Origin of the sequence: Ravibacter arvi (assembly GCF_039540405.1) — a bacterium.
In the GTDB taxonomy this organism is placed as follows: Bacteria; Bacteroidota; Bacteroidia; order Cytophagales; family Spirosomataceae; genus Ravibacter; species Ravibacter arvi.
On sequence record NZ_BAABEY010000021.1, the window covers coordinates 23,106 to 46,796 of the forward strand.

20 protein-coding genes, 1 tRNA gene and 1 riboswitch are annotated in these 23,691 nt (G+C 52.1%); of the genes, 4 read left to right on the plus strand and 17 right to left on the minus strand.

What is annotated here, in order from left to right:
* Window positions 1-234: 234 nt before the first annotated feature.
* From ABD852_RS11350 to ABD852_RS11370, 5 genes are all read right to left on the minus strand, one after another.
* A complete protein-coding gene (locus ABD852_RS11350; RefSeq protein ID WP_345028772.1) occupies window positions 235-3,969 on the minus strand; it encodes a DUF4347 domain-containing protein in 3,735 nt (1,244 codons plus the stop codon).
* 1,638 nt (window positions 3,970-5,607) lie between these two features.
* Window positions 5,608-5,694 (minus strand) — tRNA-Ser (locus ABD852_RS11355).
* A 112-nt stretch (window positions 5,695-5,806) separates the two neighbouring features.
* Window positions 5,807-6,886 (minus strand): asparaginase, encoded by a 1,080-nt coding sequence (locus tag ABD852_RS11360; protein ID WP_345028773.1) that lies wholly within the window; start codon window positions 6,884-6,886, stop codon window positions 5,807-5,809.
* 5 nt (window positions 6,887-6,891) lie between these two features.
* Window positions 6,892-7,848, minus strand: coding sequence for an acetyl-CoA carboxylase carboxyltransferase subunit alpha (locus tag ABD852_RS11365; RefSeq protein ID WP_345028776.1), 957 nt, complete (start codon window positions 7,846-7,848; stop codon window positions 6,892-6,894).
* A 37-nt stretch (window positions 7,849-7,885) separates the two neighbouring features.
* Window positions 7,886-9,313, minus strand: coding sequence for an MBL fold metallo-hydrolase (locus tag ABD852_RS11370; protein WP_345028777.1), 1,428 nt, complete (start codon window positions 9,311-9,313; stop codon window positions 7,886-7,888).
* A gap of 346 nt (window positions 9,314-9,659) precedes the next feature.
* On the opposite strand from ABD852_RS11370, the gene dacB reads away from it, so the two are divergent.
* Window positions 9,660-11,120, plus strand: a complete 1,461-nt coding sequence (gene dacB / locus ABD852_RS11375) for a D-alanyl-D-alanine carboxypeptidase/D-alanyl-D-alanine endopeptidase (RefSeq protein WP_345028778.1) — start codon at window positions 9,660-9,662, stop codon at window positions 11,118-11,120.
* Between the two features lie 4 nt (window positions 11,121-11,124).
* On the opposite strand, the gene ABD852_RS11380 is transcribed toward dacB, so the two are convergent.
* The 11 genes from ABD852_RS11380 to ABD852_RS11430 all read right to left on the minus strand — a co-directional run bounded on the left by ABD852_RS11380 (window position 11,125) and on the right by ABD852_RS11430 (window position 18,169).
* The gene (locus tag ABD852_RS11380) at window positions 11,125-11,508 is read right to left on the minus strand and encodes a DUF3037 domain-containing protein (protein WP_345028779.1); all 384 of its coding nucleotides are present in this window, start codon (window positions 11,506-11,508) and stop codon (window positions 11,125-11,127) included.
* Window positions 11,486-12,289: a HipA family kinase gene (locus tag ABD852_RS11385; protein WP_345028780.1), complete on the minus strand. Its 804-nt coding sequence runs from the start codon at window positions 12,287-12,289 to the stop codon at window positions 11,486-11,488. Before ABD852_RS11385 ends, ABD852_RS11380 begins: the two co-directional genes overlap by 23 nt.
* Window positions 12,290-12,385: 96 nt before the next feature.
* Window positions 12,386-12,799: an SRPBCC family protein gene (locus ABD852_RS11390; protein WP_345028781.1), complete on the minus strand. Its 414-nt coding sequence runs from the start codon at window positions 12,797-12,799 to the stop codon at window positions 12,386-12,388.
* A gap of 56 nt (window positions 12,800-12,855) precedes the next feature.
* Window positions 12,856-13,281 carry a VOC family protein gene (locus ABD852_RS11395; RefSeq protein ID WP_345028784.1) on the minus strand — a complete coding sequence of 142 codons (426 nt, stop codon included), beginning with the start codon at window positions 13,279-13,281 and terminating at the stop codon, window positions 12,856-12,858.
* 27 nt (window positions 13,282-13,308) lie between these two features.
* The gene (locus ABD852_RS11400; protein WP_345028785.1) at window positions 13,309-13,695 is read right to left on the minus strand and encodes a VOC family protein; all 387 of its coding nucleotides are present in this window, start codon (window positions 13,693-13,695) and stop codon (window positions 13,309-13,311) included.
* A gap of 193 nt (window positions 13,696-13,888) precedes the next feature.
* Complete coding sequence (locus ABD852_RS11405; protein WP_345028786.1) at window positions 13,889-14,461, minus strand: Crp/Fnr family transcriptional regulator; 573 nt, start codon at window positions 14,459-14,461, stop codon at window positions 13,889-13,891.
* 106 nt (window positions 14,462-14,567) lie between these two features.
* Entirely contained in the window at window positions 14,568-14,846 is a 279-nt protein-coding gene (locus ABD852_RS11410; protein WP_345028787.1) for a Trm112 family protein, read from the minus strand.
* A gap of 59 nt (window positions 14,847-14,905) precedes the next feature.
* Window positions 14,906-15,529 carry a thiamine phosphate synthase gene (locus ABD852_RS11415; RefSeq protein ID WP_345028788.1) on the minus strand — a complete coding sequence of 208 codons (624 nt, stop codon included), beginning with the start codon at window positions 15,527-15,529 and terminating at the stop codon, window positions 14,906-14,908.
* 86 nt (window positions 15,530-15,615) lie between these two features.
* Window positions 15,616-16,665, minus strand: coding sequence for an AIR synthase-related protein (locus tag ABD852_RS11420; RefSeq protein ID WP_345028789.1), 1,050 nt, complete (start codon window positions 16,663-16,665; stop codon window positions 15,616-15,618).
* Window positions 16,662-17,378 (minus strand): class I SAM-dependent methyltransferase, encoded by a 717-nt coding sequence (locus ABD852_RS11425; protein WP_345028790.1) that lies wholly within the window; start codon window positions 17,376-17,378, stop codon window positions 16,662-16,664. The genes ABD852_RS11420 and ABD852_RS11425 overlap by 4 nt, the downstream gene beginning before the upstream one ends.
* Window positions 17,379-17,447: 69 nt before the next feature.
* Window positions 17,448-17,555: riboswitch (TPP riboswitch) on the minus strand.
* A 32-nt stretch (window positions 17,556-17,587) separates the two neighbouring features.
* On the minus strand, window positions 17,588-18,169 hold the full coding sequence (locus ABD852_RS11430; RefSeq protein WP_345028792.1) for an RNA polymerase sigma factor: 582 nt from the start codon (window positions 18,167-18,169) through the stop codon (window positions 17,588-17,590).
* A gap of 196 nt (window positions 18,170-18,365) precedes the next feature.
* Between ABD852_RS11430 and ABD852_RS11435 the strand changes: the two genes are divergently transcribed.
* Window positions 18,366-18,731, plus strand: coding sequence for a hypothetical protein (locus ABD852_RS11435; protein WP_345028793.1), 366 nt, complete (start codon window positions 18,366-18,368; stop codon window positions 18,729-18,731).
* Between the two features lie 2 nt (window positions 18,732-18,733).
* Here the strand turns inward: ABD852_RS11435 and ABD852_RS11440 are convergent, their stop codons facing one another.
* Window positions 18,734-19,651: a class I SAM-dependent methyltransferase gene (locus ABD852_RS11440; RefSeq protein ID WP_345028794.1), complete on the minus strand. Its 918-nt coding sequence runs from the start codon at window positions 19,649-19,651 to the stop codon at window positions 18,734-18,736.
* Window positions 19,652-19,997: 346 nt separating this feature from the next.
* Here ABD852_RS11440 and ABD852_RS11445 point away from each other — a divergent pair, with 346 nt between their 5' ends.
* Together ABD852_RS11445 and ABD852_RS11450 are read left to right on the plus strand one after the other, a co-directional pair.
* On the plus strand, window positions 19,998-20,438 hold the full coding sequence (locus tag ABD852_RS11445) for a hypothetical protein (protein ID WP_345028795.1): 441 nt from the start codon (window positions 19,998-20,000) through the stop codon (window positions 20,436-20,438).
* A gap of 32 nt (window positions 20,439-20,470) precedes the next feature.
* On the plus strand, window positions 20,471-23,620 hold the full coding sequence (locus tag ABD852_RS11450) for a M64 family metallopeptidase (RefSeq protein ID WP_345028796.1): 3,150 nt from the start codon (window positions 20,471-20,473) through the stop codon (window positions 23,618-23,620).
* Window positions 23,621-23,691: the final 71 nt, after the last annotated feature.

The following is a 23,691-nucleotide window of genomic DNA, read 5'->3' on the forward strand; positions in this document are numbered from 1 at the left end:
TCTTGGTTTGCTGCGCGGAATAAACTTCCGGAAGCTACGAACCATCCCCTTTGGGACAGTTTCCGTATCCTGAACATTTATGCAGCGGAACGAAGCTTTGTTTCAACGCATTCTCTGAAGACCGGTTTAGAAGGTCAGCAATAAGCAATTGAGCCGGGAGAAGCGTGATAAACACAAATACTCCCGGCTGTTATATCCTGACGCGACGAGGCAGAATTTAATTAAAACACTTTATCAGTGTTTTGCAAAACGGAAAGTCCTCACTTCGCGATTGGCGCTTGTCGTTTTCAGGAGAAAAATTCCTGGCGGCAGCGCTTTTACGTCAATGCCCGCCTGCGTATACCTACCCACAGAATGCAGTATGCCCGAAACCGAATAAACCTCCACCGACTGAATGTCTTCCGCGTTCGCTGCATCCAGGAAAATCCGTTCGGTAGCCGGGTTGGGATAGACCCTAATCTGTTGTCTTGACTCAGCGAAGCGTACGCGCTCGATCCTGCTGAACGCAAACGTACCGTCGGTATCCACCATGCGGAGGCGGTAAAAGTTGACGGCATGTGCAGGAAGCGTATCGGCGAAACGATAGCGCAGAATTTCCGGGCTGTAGTTACGCGCAGCAATCGTGCCGATGTTTTTCCAGAACTTACCGTCCGGACTACGCTGAATCTCGAAATGGCTGCTGTTGATCTCGCTGGAAGTGCTCCAAGTCAGCTCCACCGCCGATTCCTTCCTCGAAGCTGTAAAGCTCACAAGCGTAACCGGCATGGGGTCGTTCACTGCCGTGATTGTGAAATTGCCGTTTTCATAACTGGTTTCCCAAACGCGGGGAGTAATATCGGGAAGGTCCAGTGTGGAGAAGGTACCGGTAATGGCGGATGCATCCACCAGGATAAACGCATCGCCGAGCGCAGGCGTAAAACCATTGATCAATGATACCGACAAGCTGCCTCCGGCAGTAAATGTGCCGGTTTTGACCTGGTCATAACCCGTACCTGCCACCGTGCCGCCGATCTCCATCACCAGGGTTCCCTGGTTGGCCAGTCCGCTTGTGAAGCCGAGGGCCCCGGGCGATTCTCCCGGTGAAAGCGAGCCTGCGTTCGTCATCCCAAGGCCACTGAATGTGCCATTCCCCCGGACTGTCCCGTTGTTGGTAAAGTTGCCTTGCAGATTCAACTGGGCATCGCCGGAGTATAACACGCCATCTATCGTGAGATTATTGATATTGAGGTCTGTCGCACCCGGAATCCGCATCGTATGCCCACCGGCAATGAGCGTCCCGGCTGCACCATTGCCCGGAGAAGATGTAGCCGTAATCCAGAAGCTGTTGTCCGGGGATGATTCCCAACTCCCTGGCGTAGTCCAGAGTCCGTTAGGTCCCGCGCTTCTGTAATAATCGCCGGCGTTCGAAACTTTATAAATCGTGTAGGCACCTGCCGTGGTAAATTCAGCATTCACATTCGGTACCGTGCCGGTCAGTCCGGTAAAGTTCAGCTTAATAGTTCCATTGCCGCTTCCGGTGTTCACGGTAACCGTATAGGTAGTGCCCGAACCGGAAATGCCGGAAACGGATGCACCGGAAACGCCGCTGGTGGTCAGCGTGAAATCAGTAGCATCCACCGAGACCACGCTCTGCGCAAATATCACCTGGTAGGTCACAGAACTTGCGCTACCAGGGCTGGCATCCAGCGGAGTAATGGACGATATACTCGTTTGGGTGTAGAAATCTGCCTCGCTGCCGTAGGAAGTGCCTTTGGCGTTAATGGCGTACGCCCGTACATAGATCTGCGTTCCCTGCGGGAGTCCCGTCGCCGTCGTATTGAAAGCACCGGTTCCCGAACCCACCACCACCTTATTGGACGAAGTGGTAGGTGCTGCGGAGGTACTCCAGACAAAGCCCCGCTCGGTCACGGCAACACCGCCATCGGCCGTCACCGTACCGCTCAGCAGGGCAGTTGTTAACGCAATATCGCTCACAGCCCCGGTTGTCACTGTAGGCGCCACTGGTGCAGCCCCGGTGGTAAACCTCCATGTGGTATTGTTACTGATACCCTCGAAAATACGGCCTTCCGAATCCACAAACGCGGCTTTATCGATTGTCACATAGTAGCCGGTCGTACCGGCGAAGTCCGTTGCCGGGTCAACGGTAATGGTAGTCGTGCCGCTGCCGGTCACCTGTGCGCTGTTAGCGGCAATGGTTGCGAAAACGGAATTGTTGTCGCTGCGACGGATCTGGATATTCTTGCCACCTGCGCCGGTAACTGCACGGCTGAATGTAAGTGAAATATTGCCGCTGACGGATACCCCTGCGGCAAGGTTGGCGGGGCTGGTAGCTGTGATCCGGGGTGGCGCGTCGTTCTGACGAAAAAAATATTTCTGCCCCGTAGCAGTATAGTTGGTCGTGAACACATCCACATCGTGATCGTTGTCCCAGTCAGCCACGAAAGCCATCAAAGCATTGTTATAAAAAGCGCCGGAGTTGGGCAGCGTATTGAACGGGTTTCCCGCACCGGTTACCTGCGTGAAGATACCGCTGCCGTTGTTCCGCCAGAAAACCAGCGTGGAAGAGCCGTCCGAGGTATGCAGGTCAATATCGCCATCCGCATCGAAGTCACCGAAGATAAGCTGGTTATCGGTAGCGATCGGCATTCCGTTGAAAGGATTTGAGGCGCCTGTTTGAAGCGAATAAACACCGCCGTTGTTACGGTAGTACTCTCTTACCGAGGTATTTCCCCGTCTGGTCATTAAAATATCTACGTCACCGTCATTGTCCCAATCGGCTACATAGGTATACTGTGCGTTGGAAAATGCCGCCTTGCCCGGCAGGTTGTCAAACGGGTTTTGGGCCCCTGTCACCTTGCTGAACACGCCGCTGCCATTGTTGCGCCAGAATTCATTGTCGAGTTGGCTGCCGGGATAGTTGTGCAAATCAATATCACCGTCATTGTCGAAATCGCCAAAGATCAGCTGATTGTACCCGCTCACAACGACGTTATTGAAAGGGCTGGACGCGCCGCTCAGGAGCACATATTTCCCGTTGTCGTTGCGGTAAAAAAAGTTTTTCTCGTTTTGGGCGCTGTTGCGCATCGGAACATAGATATCGGCGTCGCCATCGTTATCCCAATCCGCCACGAAAGCCCTGTCGGCGCTATAGAAAACTGCGTTTTCAAACACATTTTCAAACGGGCTGGCCGCCCCGGTCACTTTCGAAAATGACCCGCTCCCGTTATTTTGCCAGAAGTCGTTGGTTACCGAAGAACCGTCGTAAGAATGAATGTCAATATCCCCGTCGGCATCGAAATCCCCGTAGATGAGCTGATTGTCGCTCATAATGGTCATAGGTGTGAACGGGCTGGACGCTCCGGTCAACTGCGTAAAGGTGGGCACGAGCAGTCCTTTGAAATCGAGAAACTTCAATACCTGCTTTTTGATAATCTTTCCGGCGGCATATTCAAGATCCCAGTCGCCACCGCGGCGCCCGGAGCCGGTCTGATCGTCGGAAGCAGCTACGGATACGCCCAGCATGCGGTGCAGGTTCTGTACGAAATTCTTACCGTCGCTGCCTGCCGTGAGCTGGCAACTGTAAATCAGCAGGCTGGATTTCCCTCTTTCGAGCACATTCCCCAGGCTTTGCCAAAAGCCGCCGTACTCGCCGATATTGGCGCTGTTGAGCTGTGTCTGCCCCAGCACAAAATTGCCCTCCGCGCCATGGGTCATGAGGTGCACCCGACTGACTTTGCCGTGCGTTGCCAGTTGTTTGGTGAGATTTTGAAAACCTTCCGGGCTGTTGGGGACGTATATCACCTGTGCCCCCGGCGGGAGGTCAGCCGCCAGTGAGCGATAGTCTTGCAGCGATTCGTCAATAATCACCAGGTCGCCGGTGATTCCGCTATCATTTTTTTGATAGGTGATCGCTAAAAGGGTAAGCAGGGAAAGTAAACACAGAGAGAAGGTAAATGTCCGGATTATCATCGTTGAGGTAGTTGAGTACGATGATAAAAACAGCATTTGTACTCTTTCATACCTATGTCCGGAACGAATTTTTATTTTACAGATACATTAATGCGACTTCAGAGGTAAGGACTCCCTTGTTCTTTGTTACATTCCGAATCTGCCTATTGAAGCCTTCTATAATATTGGTCGTATAGATAATCCGTCGGAGACGGCGGCCACTTTTCGGCAAGTCGTAGTCGGTACGAAAAGCTTTTGCTGTAGGAAAGGGGGCTCGGTTTACGCTACGGACCTTGAGAACGAGCCATATGATTTCACTCGAAACTATCCAGGCAACCATAAGAGTTTCTTGGGCTGATCCGCCCTTAAAAAACATAGCCCAAACCAGGAAAAGACCTAGACAAGCACTGAGAGCCTCTTCAAATAAACTCAATACTTTAACTTTCATGTGTCTTGATAATGCTGGGTAGTGAGTAAATATATTAAAAAAGACAGCTGGCGCTAGACCTACCGAGTCCTGACAAGTTGGTCTCATCTACTCAAAGCCTCCAAACACCGTTTTCACCGGTGGACAAATTTGTCCATCGGAATGGGCGAAAGGTTACAATTTATAACTCCGCTCACGTCAGACATGTAGGATGTTATAAAACCCCAAATTCAGGGTTTTTATGGAACGAACTAAAAATCAACACGTTATGAAACCCAGAATTCCGGTCTTTATAGAACCGGTTAATAGTAAGCCAACTATAAAAGCAGGAATTCCTGCTTTTATAAATGTATGTTTTCGTAGGTTTATAAAAGCGAGAATTCCCGCTTTTATGATATCACTTTCCCTGACATTGTAAATTCGTCTTTAAACGAATTTACCGATATAAAAAAACTCCCCAACCGATCAGGACACCGGAACTAATGGCTCTCTCCCAAGTTCCAACCTTTTATCAACTAGCCAGGTCAATAGCTAAAACCTTATCTTATGAAAAAGGACCTACTTATAGTTCTGGTATTAGGCGCACTATTCACTGGCTGCTCAGATGTCAAGCCAAAAGAACAGGCAGCAACTATCGGGAATTATGATGGAACAATGTGCGGATGGTGTGGGGGATGGAGTGTCTGGACGGATTCAACTACTTCGTACAGAGCAGAAGTCCCGTCTGAATTCCGAACAGAAGGCACAAAAGTATGGATTCGCTTTACGCACAAAGAAGATGAAGTAGGAAAACTAGGCCGGTGGATAAATATCACTACAATCAGAGAACGCTGATCTGGCTTTGATCTCCGATTATCTTCGGAAATGATCGAAACAGTATGCCGCTGCGAGAATTAGCGTAGTGATCAAATAACCATTAAATAAAGCCAGCGGAGTTTTCCGCCGGTAGGCGGTTAACCAACTTCAATTTAAGGGCGTTCACTTTTTTCCTCGTGGTTCAAAATTACGCCACCACATTGACTGATTAGTTTTTTGCCATGAGGCAAGCCTGTCCAAAGTTAGAGAAGATAGGGATCGAAAGTTTGATTGACCTCTACCCTGCCCCAGGTTTGGGGAATGCTTGGTATGTTCAGAAGTAAAACAAAAAAGCCCCGAATTGTGTGTTCAGGGCTAAATTTTGTGTGTAAGAAAGTGCAGTTTATTTATAACTCACTCATTTACAACACTATGCGTAGAGAGGAAGAGATTCGAACTCTCGATACAGTTACCCGTATACTACCTTTCCAGGGTAGCTCCTTCAACCACTCGGACACCTCTCTATGAATCAGGATGCAAAACTAATGAATGAAACCGCTATAAACAAGTGAAAAGAGACGGAATCTGCGAATTAGTGGAAGAAAAAGATAAAAACCCGGGCAGGATGCCGGCCTCCTACATGCTCATCTCTCCGCAGACAGGTTTCGAAAGTCGCCTGCGTACCTCCGCATAACCGGGATTCTGACCGAGAAGAAACATCAGCTTCGTAATAGCGGCTTCAGGCGTGATGTCCGATCCGCTTACCACTCCTATCTCCCCCAGTCGCTTGCTCGCGCCGTATTGCCCCTGAACAACCCGCCCGCCTTCGCACTGTGTGACGTTGAGAATCACCGTCTGCCGTTCGATTGCCGCTTCCAATGCAGCAATCAACGCCGGGTCCTGGGGAGCATTCCCCGCTCCGAAAGTTTCCAGCACTACGCCTTTCAGCCCGTCTACCGAGAGTATGGCCCGGATAATCCGCGTGTCAATCCCCGGGAAAAGCTTGATGAACGCCACATTGGTATCGAGACGGGTGTGCAGCAGGAGCTGGGAAAATTGCTGGTAAGGCCTCAGGTAGGGCCTGTTGTAGTCTATTTTTACCCCAGCGTTGGCGAGTACCGGGTAATTCTCCGAGTAAAAAGCGTTGAATTGCGAGGTTTCCTTCTTCCGCGCCCGGTTGCCGCGCAGCAGCAAGGAGTTAAAATAAATACATACTTCCGGCACCATCGGATTTCCGTCCTCACTCTTTGACGATGCAATTTCCAATGCCGTCAGCAGGTTTTCGCGGGCATCGGACCGCGCAATCCCCACCGGTAGCTGGGCGCCCGTCAGAATCACCGGCTTGTTGAGACCTTCGAGCAAAAAGCTCAAAGCAGAAGCCGTGTAGGCCATTGTGTCCGTACCGTGCAAAATAACGAAGCTGTCAAACTGCGTATACCGGTCTTTAATAATCTGTCCCAATTCCACCCAAAGCGCCGGCGTGATGTCAGAAGAATCAATAGGCGTGTGGAGGGAAAGAAAAACCACCTCCTTTTCGAGGCGCTGCAATTCCGGCAGGTAATCCAGTGCATGGGCAAATTCAAACGGCACGAGCTGGCGCCCCTTCGATTCATATACCATGCCGAAAGTCCCACCCGTATAAACAACAAGCACCCGACTCCGGGCGCTCTGTTCGGAAGGATTTCCGACCACAATCGTTTTATATGACTGATCCATCGGCTCTACTTTTCAAGCACCACGCCCATATTGCTGAACTTGTCAATCCGGGTCGAGATTCTCTTTTCCGGCGACATCTTCGACAACGTTTTCAGGCTTTCCAGGATTTTGCTTTTCAACAACTCCGCCATTTCCTCGTGGTTCACATGGGCGCCGCCAACCGGTTCCCGGATAATGCCGTCGATCAGCTTCAGCTCCAGCATGTCGCCGGAAGTGATTTTCATCGCTTCGGCAGCCTGTTCTTTGTAATCCCAGCTCCGCCAGAGAATGGTGGAGCAGTTTTCGGGAGAGATCACCGAGTACCAGGTATTTTCAAGCATAAACACGCGGTCGCCGATGGCTATGCCGAGCGCCCCGCCTGATGCCCCTTCACCGATTACCACACAGATAACCGGCACTTTCAGCATAAACATTTCTTTCAGGTTCCGGGCAATAGCCTCTCCCTGACCACGTTCCTCCGCCTCAAGCCCCGGAAACGCGCCCGGCGTGTCGATCAGCGTAACGATAGGACGGTTAAACTTCTCGGCCAGTTTCATTAACCTGAGCGCTTTCCGGTACCCTTCCGGGTTAGGCATGCCGAAATTCCGGTACTGGCGCTGTTTGGTATTACGGCCTTTCTGCTGCCCGATGATCATAACCGGCTCCCCTCCTATTTTAGCAAATCCACCAATAATAGCCGGATCATCGCGAACCTGCCGGTCGCCGTGAAGTTCTATAAACTCATCGCACATCAACTCGATATAATCAAGCGTGTAAGGCCGGTCCGGGTGCCGGGAAAGCTGCACCCGCTGCCAGGGCGTGAGGTTATTAAATATTTCGTCTCTTAACTTGACAATGCTGCTTTCCAGCGATTTGCTGGCTTCGGTAACATCTACTTTATTTTCGTCGGCAAGCTTGATCATTTCTGCAAGCTTGTTTTCCAATTCTGCAATGGGCTTTTCAAAATCGAGATAGGTTCTCATGAAAGTGAGTTTGATGGCGCTTGAAGTTGTTTTCTTTTTAAAGTTCGTAGGAAGCGCCCCGCTCGGGCATTTCTACATTCGGGAAGTCGTGTCCGTTCAATACTGACTTAAAAAAGAGCATACTTTCAGCTTCTCCATGAACTAAAAAAACGGTTTTTAGCTGTTTCGGGTCCTGCTGCTTTACAAAATTCTCAAGGTCAGACAAGTCTCCGTGGCCGCTAAATACGTCAATTTTTTCGACATTCGCGAGAACTTTAACCGCTTCTCCTTTGAGGTTCACGTGTTCCTGCCCGTTCAGCAGGCGCCAGCCGAGGGTCCCTTCCGAAGCATATCCGACCAGCAGAATCGTCGCATAGGGGTTCTGAATATTGGCTGCCACGTGGTGCTCTACCCGCCCCCCCTGGATCATCCCCGACGCCGAAATAATAATAGACGGCTCCTTGTAATTGTTCAGGTTGTGGCTATCCGCCGTACTGGCAATATAGTTCAGGTTTTCAAAGTCAAACAGCGTATTCTCGTCTTCCTGGAAGTCGCGCGCTTCACGGTTCAGCATCCGGTAATACTTTTGGTACACACGCGTAGAAGCGTGCGCCAGCGGGCTATCTGAAAAAACCTTGATAGGCGGTAGTTTGTGACGCACATACAGCCGGTTGAGCACGTGCAGCAAAGCCTGGGTACGCCCTACGCTGAAAGCCGGGATAATCAGCCTTCCCGGCCTTTCCACGCAGGTACGCCGGATCACCGCCATCAGCGCATCTTCCGGCGTTGTGGTGTCCTCGTGCCGGCGGTTTCCATAGGTGGTCTCACAAATGAGGTAGTCCGCAGCAGGAACCGGCGCCGGGTCAACCAGCAGCGGGTAATTCTTCCGCCCGAGATCCCCCGAAAAACAAATGGTCTTCCGCTTTCCACCTTCAAATATCTCCAGGAAAATGTGGGCTGCCCCCAAAAGATGGCCGGCCGGGTAGTAAGTCGCCTGTACATGGTCAGAAAGCCGGTAGCTCTTTCCGAAAGCAACCGGGACAAAGTTATTGACCGCTTCAGCGACGTCCTTTTCCAGGTACAGATCTTTGGGAAACTCTTTCCTCTTCCGGCGCCGTTTTTTACCTGCGGCCCCGGTTTGCTGGTTTTCGACCCGCCGCCGGTTCACCCGGGCAACGTCATAAAGCAACAGCTCCGTCAGCGCAGCGGTGGGCTCGGTGCACACTACCCTGCCTTCAAACCCTTCTTTGTACAAATTCGGTATCTGCCCCGAGTGGTCAATATGGGCATGTGTCAGCAACACAATATTAACCATCGACGGCTCAAAAGGAAATACACTTTTCTGTTCTTCGTAAAGCAGCTTCCTGCCTTTTTCATCCAAATCAAAATCCAGACCGCAATCGATCAGTATTCTGAAATCGTCTATTTCCAGCAGGTACATACTACCTGTCACCTGCCTGCTGGCTCCCCAAAATGTCAATCTCATAAATTCTACTTCACATGCAGGAGGCGTTTCCCCGCGTTTCAGGTAACCGCTCTTTTTTTGACCTCATGTTTTCTGCGGCCAAAACTACGAATAATTGAAAAAGACATAATCATTTCTCAGTTTATTCGTCTAAGTTTAAGGGGAGGTCAGTTAAAGGGGAGGTCAGTTAAAGGGGAGGTCAGTTAAAGGGGAGGTCGGAAATCAGAAATCGGAAATCAGTCGCGCAGCGTAGGGCCGTCACAATTGGCTACCCTATTTTCTGATTCCCGTTTTCTGATTTCCGATTTCCGATCTCCGATTTCCGATCTCTGATTCCCGATCTCTGATTCCCGATTCCCAACCAACCATGCGCCGCTATTATTTCATCTTACTGGTTTATCTCCCTTTGATCACCAGGGGGCAAGCGCCGGATTCGCTGGCCTGGGCAGCCTTGCAGGACGCCGTGGGCCGGTTTCAGGCCGGCGAAAGTATGCGGCACGGTCTTCTGGGTATTTCCCTTATCAACCTCGAAAACGGTCAGTCCCTATTCAACCTTAACGGAGAAAAATCCTTCCCGCCGGCGTCTACCATGAAACTCGTGACCACGGCGGCAGCGTTGGAAATCCTGGGTGATACCTTTGCCTTTGAAACGTACCTCGAGTACGACGGTGCAATTGTAAATGGTGCATTGGACGGTAATCTCTACATCAGGGGGACAGGAGACCCGAGCCTGGGCAGTTCCAGGTTTAAAGACCAGACAGATTCGGCAACGGTATTCAACAATTGGCTGGGCGCCCTGCAACGCGCGGGCATTAAGAAGATAACCGGCAGTATTATCGCCGATGACCGTTATTTTGACAGCGGGACTTTTGAAGATACGTGGGCACTGAAAGATATCGGCTATGCCTACGGCGCAGGCGTGACCGGGCTCAACTGGAATGAAAATGTATTGCGGATTATCTTCCGGCCGGACGCGAAAGCCGGAGCCCCGGCCCTGTTGATACGGTCGGAACCGGTAACTCCCGGATTTAAACTGGTCAACAGCGTAACAACGGGACCGACAGGGTCCGGGACCGACGCCCGTATTTTCCCCCTGGTAGCAGAAAAAATATTAAGAGTGGAAGGCTCGGTACCCAGAGGCCGGAAAGAAGTGGCGGTACGCGGTGCCTTGCTTAATCCTGCGCGGGTACTGGCAGGCTACTTTTCTGATTTTCTCACCGGGAAGGGTCTCCCCGTCTCGGGCCAACCCGAAACTGCCGGCATTGAAACGGAACCCGGTACAAAAAAACTGCTGCATACCTACCAGTCTCCCCCATTGTCACAGCTTTGCAGGGAAACCAACTGGTGGAGCGTAAATATATACGCCGATGCCATGTTCAAAACAATGGCCCTCAAGCTTGCCGGGAAACCGGATTTCGCGACCGCAGCGGAGTCATTAACTTCCTTTTGGGCATTGAAAGGAGTCAATACGGGCGGGGTTATATTCAAAGATGGCAGCGGCTTGGCGCGGGCTGCGCTGCTGAGCCCTGATAACCTTACCGAAATACTGCAAAAGGCATCGCAATTCAAGTCATTTGGCACCTTTTACGAGGGAATCCCGATTGCGGGCGAAGCGGGTACGGTACGAAGCCGCCGCTTCGGGAACCGGCTAAACGTTCGCGCCAAAAGCGGCTCATTCGAAGGAACCCGTACCTATGCAGGCTATATCAATACCCGGAGCGGGCTTCGCCTCTGTTTTGCGGTCAATGCCAACCGATATCTTCCAGACGCAACGGAAGAGGTCACCCACGCTTTAATGGAGATCGTCCGCCTTATGAGCGAACTGTAACGGCTCAAAGCACCAGCTTGTTCACCAGGTGCTGAAGCGCTTCTGCCGGGTCAGGGCTGAGGCCCGGATGAACGGCAGAAGCCTGCAGTACGGTACTTCTTTTGGCTGTCAACCACCTGAACCTGGATGCCGCCGGGAGCGATTCCAGCTCGCCGCCCTTCTTGTCGCCGCGGCAGATTGAGGCAAAAGAGCGACAATAGGCCGCCAGTTCCTGCAGGTCAAGGTCGACGCAGAAGGTCTGAAGTCTCTGGTTATCAAGCTCAAACCTCACCTCCAGGAATTGTAGCTCCTTGCAGAACAGTACTACGCCAATATTCATAAATTCTTCCCGCTCTACCTTGGGCACAACGCGAAGCACCGCGTATTCAAACAAGTACATTCCTTGCATCTTCCGCGGTTTTTACAAATACATCGGACTTATCCAGTCGCCCGCAAAGGAAATCTACATAAGCTTGGCGCTGGTCGTCAAAAGGTGCACCATGATTGTCCAGCCATGCGTCCGGCACCTGCGCTACGACCGACGTGATAACCTGCCGGGTAAGCAGGGTTTTCATATGTACATTGGCGTCCTCCAGCCGGCGGGCGCGCCGCAGCAGCACGTGGTCCTTGATCTGCGCAAAGGGCCGGTCAATATAAGCGCTATAATGGTCGTCGTTGTGATGGAAATACAAGGCGGCCCCATGGTCAATCAGCCACAACTCCTTGTGCCAAACCAGCAGATTGGTGTTGCGGCGGGTACGGTCTACATTCATGAGGAAGGCGTCGAGCCATACGATCCGCGATGCCAGGTCGGCATCCACGTCAGTCACCACGGGATCAAAAGTAAATGCGCCGCTCAGGTAATGCAGGGCCAGGTTGATACCAGTACTTGCCTGCAGTAAATCCTGAATCTCCTCGTCCGGCTCGGTACGTCCGAAGACTTCGTCTACTTCGGCAAAAACCAGTTCGGGAACCTTCAGGCCGGCAGCACGGGCCAGTTCCCCTCCGATCAGCTCGGCGATGAGCGCCCGGGTTCCCTGGCCCGCACCCTTAAACTTGATTACATAGTCGAACCCGTCGTCTCCCTCTGCAATGGCGGGCAGCGAACCGCCCTCCCGGAGGGGGACCGCGTAACGTACCATCTGTACACTCCGCAGGACCGATTGCCTGAGTTGTTCTGTTTTTGACATTTTTATGCAATAGCCCCCGCGCACTTTGATAGGAGGTTGGAGGCATTTTAACATCAACAACCCCGGACCCGGGACGATTAGTTCAAATCCGTCGGGTCAATTATTCTCTGTGTACTTCCGGTAATTATCGAGAATTGCCTGCCATCCGGCCCTCTGCATTTCCGGGTCATTCTGATCCTCGGCGTCGAATGTAACCGTCACACCGGTTTTGCCGTCCAGGTCTTTAAACTCCGCGTTTACTACCCGGCCGTCGGGCATAGTGTATTGAAACGATTTTCCGTCTTCCACCTTGTCGTACACCGCTTCAAAATCGAACCCGAAACTTCCATCCTTCGCTTCCATACGAGCCGCGTATTTGCCACCCGGCCGCAGGTCATTTTCAGCTCGCGGACATTGCCAGTCATCCGAAGCAAAATTCCACTTCGTGATATGTTCGGGTGAATTGTAATAGTTCCATGCCTTTTCAGGTTCGGCTTGAATAACCGCTTCTACTGTGATTTTCTTGCTCATTGAATAGTCAGTTTTATCAGATGGCGCCTAAGCCGGACAAAAAAATGTGCCGGCGATTATCTCGGGGCGGTGAAATTCACCATCCACCCGATGCCGAATTTGTCGGTAAAGCTTCCGTAGTAATCGCCCCAAAACTGGTCAGCCAAAGGCATTTCCACGGTTCCGCCGGCTGACAAGCCATTGAAAAGGCGGTCGGCCTCCTCGCGGGAGTCCGGGAAAATCGAAACGTAATTGTTATTTCCCACTTTCAGAACATGGCCCATAGAAGGTATGATATCGGAAGCCATGAGCAGGTCATTCCCAATAGGCAGCGCAATATGCATCACACGATTTTTTTCGTCTTCCGAAAGGCTCTCCGTGCCGGGCGCATCTCCCATACGGTGAATACCCCCCAGAAATTCGCCGCCAAAAACCGACTTGTAGAAGTTGAAGGCCGCTTCGGCCTGTCCGTCAAAATTGAGATATGGATTAATCTTAGGCATCTTTTTTTTGTTTAATAGTTAACGCTTTTATTTCATCGAGTGTAAGCCGACCATATTCCCTTCCGTATCGGTAAAGATGGTGCAAAAGCCAAATTCTCCCAGCGACATTTTCGATTGCTGGACCTTACCGCCCGCAGCAACCACCCTGCTTTCTTCAACTGCGCAATCCTCGCATTCAAAATACACCACGCTGCTGTTCCCGCCTGCTTTCAGCCACTCCACTTTTACGAGCGCGCCGCCCGATCCGTGGCTTTCCATACTGGCCGGGAAGCCGCGCATGATCATCGATTCGTCCTGGTCCGTCGGATCCGACATTTGTGTAAGTTTTACATTCAATACTTTCTCATAAAAGCTCGTGGCTCTTTCCATGTCATCGACATAGATTTCGAACCAGACTACTGGCCTGTTTTCCATATTGTGCTGATATTAAATGGTCCGTATGTGACGTAATCCAGGATGTGGCCCCGGTTATAACCAGTCAAAGTTACCCCTGCACCCACATTGAATCACTTGCCAAATGACAAGAAAACAAAATTTAATACCGGGAAATTACCAAAGCCTCTGAGGTTCAACACCGTGACTGCTGCAGCGTAAACGACCGCACCGCCTACTGGGAGATTTCTTTCCTGATTCTGCTCAGGGAAGTATCTGTAATGCCTAAAAACGACGCTATTTGCTTGAGCGGCACATGCTGGATAATTTGCGGTTTCTCCGTCACCAGCCGCAGATAACGGTCGGTGGCCTTGGCCGTAATCATTTCGAGCGACCGCTGCTTCATAGCAAAAAGCTGCTGGGTGAACCATAGACGCCCCCATTCGCTGAAGCCCGGAACCTGGTGGAACAGCAGTTGAAAATCATCAAATGAAATTTTCCACAAAACCGAGTTCGTCGCGGCCACCAGGGTTTCTTTGGAAGGGCTTCGCTGGAAAAGGGAATCCGGTACAATCGCAATTTCGCCGGCAACGAAAAACTCGGTGGTAATTTCACTGCCTTCATAGTCGTGAACGAACGCCCGGATCAGCCCCGATTGCAGGATGTAATATTCTCCGGCTACTTGCCCTTCCGGTATCAGCACTTTCCCTTTTTCAACTTCACACCGGTGGTGCGCAGCTACCAGGCGTTCCAGGTCCTCCCCGACGAGCAAAGGATGCCGGTATGCCGATCTAACGATGTCTTTCATAGGTGGTGTAAGGTCGCTTCTCCTGAAACAACCTGCTAAATATAACGGAGTTTTTCCAGGATCCGGGAACCCGCACCATCAGAAATCGGAAACCGGCCCCCGAGCCTCAATCATCAACTCCCGGTTCGTCCACCAAAAGCTGAAAGCCATTTGCCCGGTAACCGGGCAGCCAACGGGCCATAACCGGCGCTTCGAGCGCTTTCTCACGGTAGGTATCCGGCGTCATAACCGGTATACCGTAAATAATCGGGTAATAACGCTTGCAGGTCGGGCAGGTCAGCAGTCCCTCCAGAATATCACCCGCCTGGTTTTTGACAAACTCAGCCAGCGACAACGACGCATGGTCAAAAGGACAACACAATTTATCGGCAAAAAAAGTTTTCATGGGAGATAGGTTTGAGGTATGAGGGGTGAGGTTTGAGGTATGAGGTATGAGGTTACACCTCACGCCTCACGCCTCACACCTAACCCCCCGTAAATAGTTAACGCTTCAGCGGCCGGGTTTTCACTTCCCATTATTCCCGAGACCACCGCCACGCCGTCAAAAGCCAGACCCCGGAGGCTCGAAATTGTGGTTGCGTTGATCCCGCCGGCCAGGAAAATGGGCAGTTCGGTGAATGACCGGGCCTTTGAAATTGTCTCGCGGGAAACGATTTCACAAACTCCTGCCGACCCGGACGGGAAAACCGAACAAAAAGACACGTAGTCCAATTGATGTGCTTCCGCGCCGGTTAACGCAGACAGGTCGTTCCCAAGGGTCAGCCCGATTATCGCTTTCGGTGGAAGCTTTTTCCGGAAAGAAACCAGCGGTTCCCCGGGCAGGTGGTCCAGGTGAACTCCGTCCAATGCAAATTCTTCCAATAGTTTCACATCATTGTTGGCCAATACCGGCACACCTTTCGACCGGCATAACGCAAGAATCTCCGAAACCAGCCCGGCTTTGCCAAGGCCCTCCGGCCAATGATCCCAGATCTGCACCAAACCGATTGTCCCGGTTTCGAGCACCGCCGCGAGACCGGCTAACAACCGGGGACTGGCGGGGTTTAAAATAAGGTAGATGCCTTTCATTGTTTTTTAGGTATGAGGTGTGAGGTATGAGGTTTGAGGGTTGAGGGTAGGCATCAGCTCACAGCTCACACCTCATCCCTCACACCTTACTTCCATCCACGTGATAGCGCCGCAGAATAGGCATTCCAATACCCGTCGTACTGCGCTGGGAGGAAAATCCGGTGATGTTCCGGGTCGGTTTCATATAAGGCTACGCCCTGTAAACGGTTGGTAAAATGTCCGATCTTAAAAGCAGGAATTTCCAGCGTACCGAGCGTGTCAACCACGGTGTCGGCTGCTTCGGGATTGCAGGCCATCAGCAGGGCGCCCGAACCGAGGCTGCAGTGCGGATCAAATCCGAAATGGCCGGCAATACGACTGACCGCCTGACTCACCGGCAGCACACTTGTGTTGACCAGTGCGCCCACGCCGCCCGCCAGGCACATTTCATGAACAGCGCCCAGAACGCCGCCCTCCGTGACGTCATGCATCGCGCTGACCTGCCGGGTCTGAAAGGCTGCTACGGCCTCTTTTGCAACGGAAAGCCCTTGAAAAGAGGCACCCACCTTCTCCCATTCCGGCACGCCCAAAAGCATCTTTACTGTCTCGGGAAACACCTTTGCGAGAATAGCCGAAGCAGACCAGGCGCAGCCTTTCGTCACGATTATGCACTGGCCGGGGCGGATATTTTTGCTTAGTAAAATTTCAGGGGCTACCAGCGACATCGTTACTCCACCCACAAATGTACAGGCCTGTCCCTGCACCTTTCCGGTATGACCGCCGGTAATAGCCACTCCAAGATCGTCACAGTACTCGTGTACCATGGTCCAGTAAGCTTCAAAGTCGGGAGTGCTCATTTCCGCAGGCAGATTCAGCACAAATTGGGCGTACATGGGCAGATGTCCCGTAGTAGCGAGATCGTTGGCAGTCAGGTGCACGGTCAGCCAGGCCGATTCAGCCAGGGTAAGGCCCGGCACCAGTGAAGCCGGGTCGCTGGCGCTCGCCATGAAACCGCCCCCGGGCAACCGGATCACGGAAACGTCCACCCCGTATTGCGGACCGGCGATTACTTCCTGCCGGTGCCGCCCTACTTTTTTCCAGATGGTATGCTGAAAGGTTTCCCGGTCTATTTTGCCGGGTTGCTGGTTCGTTTTCATTTCTCCAACCGCACATAAAGCCCGAAAAAGTCGCCATAGGGGAGCCCCCATTGCTGCACCGGGAACCACTTGGGAAGCCCTGTACAGGTCCATTCAATCTTGTAAAGACTGCCGGCCAGCGCTTTTTCTACCAACGCCACCAACTGCTGCGGCGTATAAAAGGTAGCCGTGACATAAAACGGGTTTTTACCGAAAAACTGCTGGACCCGTCTTCTCACAAATTTTGGAGAATTGCGGTTCATCATCCCGAAAACAATGCCATGGCGGGCTACCCGTGCGGCTTCCCGGATAACGTGAACCGGGTCCCGGTAATATTCAAAAGTAGTAATAAAGGCCAGCGCGTCGAAAGTATCATTTTTGAAGGGCATGAAATGCGCGTCTGCCAGCACCAGGTTGCCATCGAACAGCCTCACTCCCTGCCCGAGCATGAGCGGGGAAATATCTCCTCCCGAAGCTTCAATACCGATTTCCTTCCACCAACGTGTAAAACGGGTAGTGCCACAGCCGAATTCAAGCAGTGTTTTCACCCTTTCGTCTTTCCCGACCAGGCTGCCAATAATTTTCTTCTGAAAGATTTCCGCTCTTTTATAGCGCCCCTCGTACCAAAGCTCATAGGTATCCGTGTGCTCCCGGTTAAAAAACCATTCGCTGCGGCCTTGCCAGTTCTGAAGATGGCCTGAAAGTTGGCCGAACTCTTTTTGTTGCGGTAACATACTTGCTAAATGTTTGATTCATTGAACCGCCAGTACAGGCGTATGCAACGAGACAAACAGGTGACAAGTCACGCTAAGTGGCAGCATTCCTACGCCGGTATTATCCGGATCAGGTTATACGGGTATTATCTCAGCACATCACTGTTTGTAGCAGTTCAGGCACCCCGTGCGATGTTATTCGTAAAGATAGGAAAACTTTTCCGCATTTTTCAAACCCTGGCCGCCATCTGGCTTCTTAATACCTGCATGGCCTTAAAAAGCAGGTTGGCAACCGACTGTTTGTTGACCTGCATAATCTGTGCAATACGGTCGTTGTCCATGCCTTCATAATATTTGAGGAAGACCACCTCTTTCTGACGTTTGGGAAGTTCCCTCAGGGCGGCCTGCAGCCTGTGCTCATTTTCGGCCCACACCTCATCGGCTACGATGATCTCCTCTATGTTGCCTTCCTCTTCCTCCAGTTCGGCGTATTCACTGATATCGTAAAAATGGACGGAGCTGCCGCGGCGCCGGAAATGCTGCCAGAGCTGATTGCGTAGCGATTTCAGGAAATATAGCACAACCACCTCCATATGAATGCGGTGTTTTTTAGCCCATATTGTGATGAACAGCTCCTGGATGGTATCTTTAATAAACTCGCGATCACTGGTAAAATTGAAGGCGTAGTTGAAGAGGGTACGATAAAGACCATCCGCCAGGCTTCGAAAAGCAGTATTGTCTCCCTGCTGTGACAAAAGCCACAGTTGCAGAAACCGGTCGTTTTCCTCGGTGACACGACGTTTGCTATTCAATTAGTCAGCAGTTTTATAATACCTGATCTGATTCCAACTATTTTTATGCAGAAAAACTCTCGTTAATTTAGAATAAAATTCTGATCAACAAGGAGATCACCATTTTTTTTTGATAACCAGGCCGCAGAAGCAGCCGGCCCCGGCACTTATCGTACGGCGGTCCGGCAAGTCCCGGCGCCCAAACTCTTTGATACCGATGAAATTTTTACTGTTAGGCATAACAATTCTGGGACTGTCCGCAGGTTGTTCAAACCACAAAATTGCCGTCAAAACCGCTAACGCCTACCTCGTCAACGAACTCGCTATAGACGGGTGCTCCTGGCATTTTGAGCAGCACACCGGCGAGGAAACAGGACCTACTGCGCCCAGCGAGGATTCCATGAAAAAAATCAATCCCATTATTGAATCCGCGGGAAGCCGGGACGGTTTATTTCGCATCCCTGTACAGATTGAATTTTCGCGTACAGGTAAAATGAGGGCAATAGAATGCGGCTGGGGTCGTAAAGTTGAAATGCCGGAAGTCAGCATTCACCATATTGAAATTGCGGTTCCGAAGGAGTAAGGTTATCGAACGAGGTAAGGGTTGGCGGGGAAATCATAAAAGCGAAAACCCGCCTTTTTGAGCCGTTGCCGTACCGCTTCAGCCGGATTCTTCTTAAAAATCATTACACAGAGCACCTGTTCCGGTATGAGCGACCATGACGACAACAAGTCCAGCATGCGTTTCCTGCGTTTTATTTTCCGGAAAACCGGCGAGCTGTTATCTGCTTTGCTCCCTATTACGGCCGGAGTATAGAAATTGCAATTAACCCCTTTGACCGCCATTGCAGGCAGGCCGATGCCATTGGCAAGCTTTTCCATTTCACGGAAAGATAGCTTCGATACATAATTCCCGACCTCTTCAAAAGAATACTGGTTTTTCCAGAGCCGCCTGAGCATACCGGTATCAAAACGATCCGCCAGGTTCCGGAGCCCCAGCAAAAGGGGCATTTTGGAGATCGGGTCCTGCGGCTCAATGATGACTATCCCCTCGCGGGCAACCCGAAGCATTTCGTATACGCCCATTTGGGGACGCGGAAAATGATGATAAGACTCTTTGCAAAAAACGTAATCGAAACTGTCATTTTGAAACGACAACTTTTCGACGTTTTCAACAGAGAACTTATCAATAAGACGAAAGCTGCGTGCTACCGGTAAGAATGTACCGGAAATATCGGTTGCGGTCACCTCCATCCCCTTTTCAAAAAAGTAGCTCGCATCGGTACCATAACCGTCCCCCACAGTCAGCCAGGTCTTTGCCAGATCTTCGCAAAGCGGATCGGCAAGCCCGAACATCTGCTGATGAATCCAATAATTGATATACCCGCCTTCCTTGTCCTCGATCCAGCGTCGAATGGTATCGTCCTGGGTATTCTGATCGGGGAAACATTTTTCAAACCAGCGCGCGTGCGCCGCATAGCTTTTTTCTTCCGTCGAGGTCATGCCTTAATTAACGTGTGTAAATCGAGGTTTTCCGCCCCGCAACTCTTCCCTCGTGGAAGGGATTACTCGGTAAAAGCGATATTATGGAAGAAAATACCCGTTTTTTAGGCAGACTTATCGTGTGACGACCTGATAACCAAGCGCTTTGCAAAGGTTTTCCCGGCTATCATCCTTATCCTCCCCACCCCCTATCCCGTTTAATCAATACATCCACCGTTCAATAACAACCTGTTGATTTACAATCCTTAACGACTCAAATTTACTTCACTTAACGCAGCAGAACGGATCGTCCTCAGAATCTCATTTTCTTCAACGCACCATTCAGGTCAAATCCAAACAAAAACTTATGAAAGAAAACATCGCCCCCAAATGGATGGAGGTCCGCTATCCGGGTCCGGTCCGGCGCGTAACCATACGCTGGAACGGCAAAAAGTGGACGGTTGAGGGCCAGGTCGTGGTCAATGATATGACGCTCCCGGCCCCATCGCAACTCCCCGACGGGGAAAACAGCCGGGGTTTCTGGATCGAAGCCTACGACAATGACGGTAATATTTATTACAGGCAGGTCATCACCAACCCCTTTCTGGGAATGGAACAATTCAGCGAAAAAGGATATATGTACCGGTTGGACCATCCACCACATGACCTCACGCTCGAAATTCTGATACCCGGGGTCGCAGAAATCTCGCAGCTTCACGTGGTGGACAACACGGCGGGAAAAAATACGCACGAACACCATGCAACCGCACACACCGGCCGCACGGTGTTGAAACTCGGCAGGAAATAGCCCATCATCCACACCATTAAATAAACAATACCATGGGAGCTTCAGACGGAGAAATACTGGGACTAACCAAAATATTGGACAACGGTCCCGATAACCAACGCTTCAACATCGTGATTGTCGCAGAAGGATTCCAGGGGAATTCGGTAGCGGCACAGGTTGATTTCAACAACCGTTGCAACGATATAGTCAATGCTTTTCAAACCGAACCCTGGTTCGGGGCGGGCCTGCTGGGCGCAATCAATATTCACCGGTTAAATGTACGTTCGGATGACAACGGGGCCGATAATCCGGCCACCTGCCCGGACAGTTCTACGGCAACGGCCACTACCGCAGACACGTATTTTGATGCCAGTTATTGCTCTTCCGGGATAAGGCGATGCCTGGCCTGCGACTGGAACCTGGTGAGGTCCACGCTGAATGCACAGCTGCCGCAATGGCACGCGGCAGCAGTACTGGTCAACAACTCCATTCGAGGCGGCTGCGCCAATGGGAACGTCTTCGCGACCGCCCTCAGCAACGACTGGCTCGATGTGGTCATGCACGAACTGGGCCACGCGGCATTTGACCTGGCCGACGAATACAGTACCTGGGCAGGATGCACCAGCGGCGAAACCGACCGTGACAACGCCCCGGGCGGCGAGCCCGCAGAACCGAATATCACCGCCCACAGAAACCTGGCAGGTTTGAAGTGGGCACCTCTTGTGGGGCCGCTGACGCCGGTTCCTACGATGGAAAACCCCGATTGCTCAACCTGCGACGAAAGGGCCAATGTACGCCCCACCGACACAGAGATTGGCTTGTACGAAGGAGCCGGCTACTACCATTGCGGATTGTTCCGGCCCACCTATACGTGTAAAATGCGGAATTCTTCACAGCCATTTTGTAAGGTATGCGCCGGCGCCATACAAAATCGCCTGCGCACGTTTTTCGGGTCTACTCCTGCACTCGCGGCCTCTGCAACCAGCCTGGATTTCGGGAGTATCGGCGCAGGCTCTACGCTGACGCTCACTTTCCAGATCAGCAACGTAGGAACTGAGCCCGTGACCGGTATTTCCCTCACCAGCTCCAGTCCCAACTTTACGGTATCTCCCGCCGCTGTCGGAACGCTCAATGCCGGGCAGGCGCAAACCATTTCGGTTACCTTCGGGCCGGCTTTCACCACAGGCGTTCGCAACGGCGACCTGCTAATCACCAGCAACGCCGCCGCTCTCGGGATTGCACTGACCGCATTGGTCTGTACACCCATGGCTACCATGCAGGTCCAGACCGCCGACGGTACCACGCAGCTCAATTTCGGCGACGTCGCGCGACGGCTCACCATGTACCGCTGGTTCGAAGTACGAAACCTTCGCAATACCTGCTCTTCTCAATTGCAGGTGCAGCTCAGTCCACCACCGGCAGGCTTCGATTATGCCCCCGGGACCTCCCTGAATTTTATACTCCCCGCCCCCCTGGCGACAGAGGCCTTCACCTCGCGACGCGTTTACGTTGCGTTTGCCTCTCCCGCCACCGGCGGACCTGGCTTTTCAGGACCGGTTACCGTCACCACCCCTGACGACCCGGTCACTTCCTCAGTAACGCTCAACCTCTCCGCAACAGCAGTTGATCCACCGCCGGTTGACTCGGTGCTCGTCATTGACCGGTCGGGCAGCATGAGCGAACCTACCGGCGTACCGGGAGCTTCAAAAATGGACCTTGCCATACAGGCTGCCAACCTGTATGTTTCGCTTCTGAAAGACAATGACCGCATCGGTATTGTCCGGTTCAACCACCAGGCCGCCAACCCTGGCGATGTACTCCAGTCACTGGTGGTAGCCGGCGACCCTGTCTCTGGAAGCGGCCGCACCGCAGCCCGGAATGTACTTACCACTACCAACCTGAACCCGGGTGGTAATACTTCCATCGGTGGCGGCACCCTACTGGGCAGCGCGGTTCTGGACAGCGCCGTTGCAACGGCGAGAGCTGTGGTTGTGCTCACGGACGGTATCCAGAATACCAGCCCCGATATCCCGGCAGCGAGCGCAGCAGTAAGCGCAAAGTCCCCGCGGCAGCGCATTTTCGCTGTTGGGCTCGGGCTCAACCAATTGGAAGACCAGCTCGTTCAACTCGCCTCTGTAAATAACGGCCTGGCCCAGATAACTGGCGAACTCGCAGGCGACCGGGAATTCCTGCTGCAAAAACTGTATGTACAAATTCTGACCGACGTGGCAGACGAGGCATTCGTACAAGACCCCACTCTGATTTTATACCCGGGCACGGAGCAGGCCACGGATGTGTATATCGGCGAAGTAGACGTAGCCGTAGATTTTGTAGTCGTTTACAGGAAGATGACCAGCTACCCCCATGTGGAAATCTGGCTTGAGGCCCCGAACGGAGCGCTCATCCGGCCGGGTGACGCAGGTACCACCTTCCCCAACTTCCAGTTCATATCCGGCGACGGACATGTCTATTTCCGCTGTCAATTCCCGGCCTTCCCGGATAAACCTGAGGGACATATCGGGCGCTGGAGGGTCTGGCTGGCCAACCGGAAATCAGAATACAGACTGGCTTCCTCGCAAGGCTACGGCAAAAATTTCTACTATGCAGTAATGACCAAAGCCCGGAGCGACCTGAGGCTTCGCGGCTTTGTAGCCCAAAGCGACTACGCGCCGGGTTCTGCTATGTCTGTTATTATAGAACCCACCCTGTACGGGCAGCCCGTCGGGCTTACCCTGCCGGTAGAAGCGCATGTCACAAGGCCCGACGGCGTCACAAAAATTATCCGGCTGGACCCCAATGCAGATCATTACCGGGGAAGCTTCGACGATACCTATCAGCCCGGTGTTTACCACATCGCGGTTACGGCTTTCGCCACAACACCTCTGGGTGCAAAAGTCACACGGTACCGGTACCTGACCGGCCTCATTTTCAAAGCCGGAGATGGAACGCCCGGCGGCGGACATGAAAATGAACCGGGGCACAGCTGTGATGAAGCAAAAAAAATGTATGCGCAACTGGAGTCGCTGCTCTCGAAGTTATCCCACGGCAGGCCCGAACTGCGTGATGAAATCAAGTTATTGCTGGAATGGTTCCGGAAATTCATCATCAACTGTTGCGAGGGCAAAAACAGGAATTCCGATAAACGACTGAAAGACCTCCTTCTGCGTGCCAAATCGCTGCTTGGCCAGATTGAGGAAAATTAAGCCAGGTGCCTGCACGGAGGATGCGTTTAAATGCACGCATCCTCTCAAAACAAAAGCCGGATTGCAAGCCC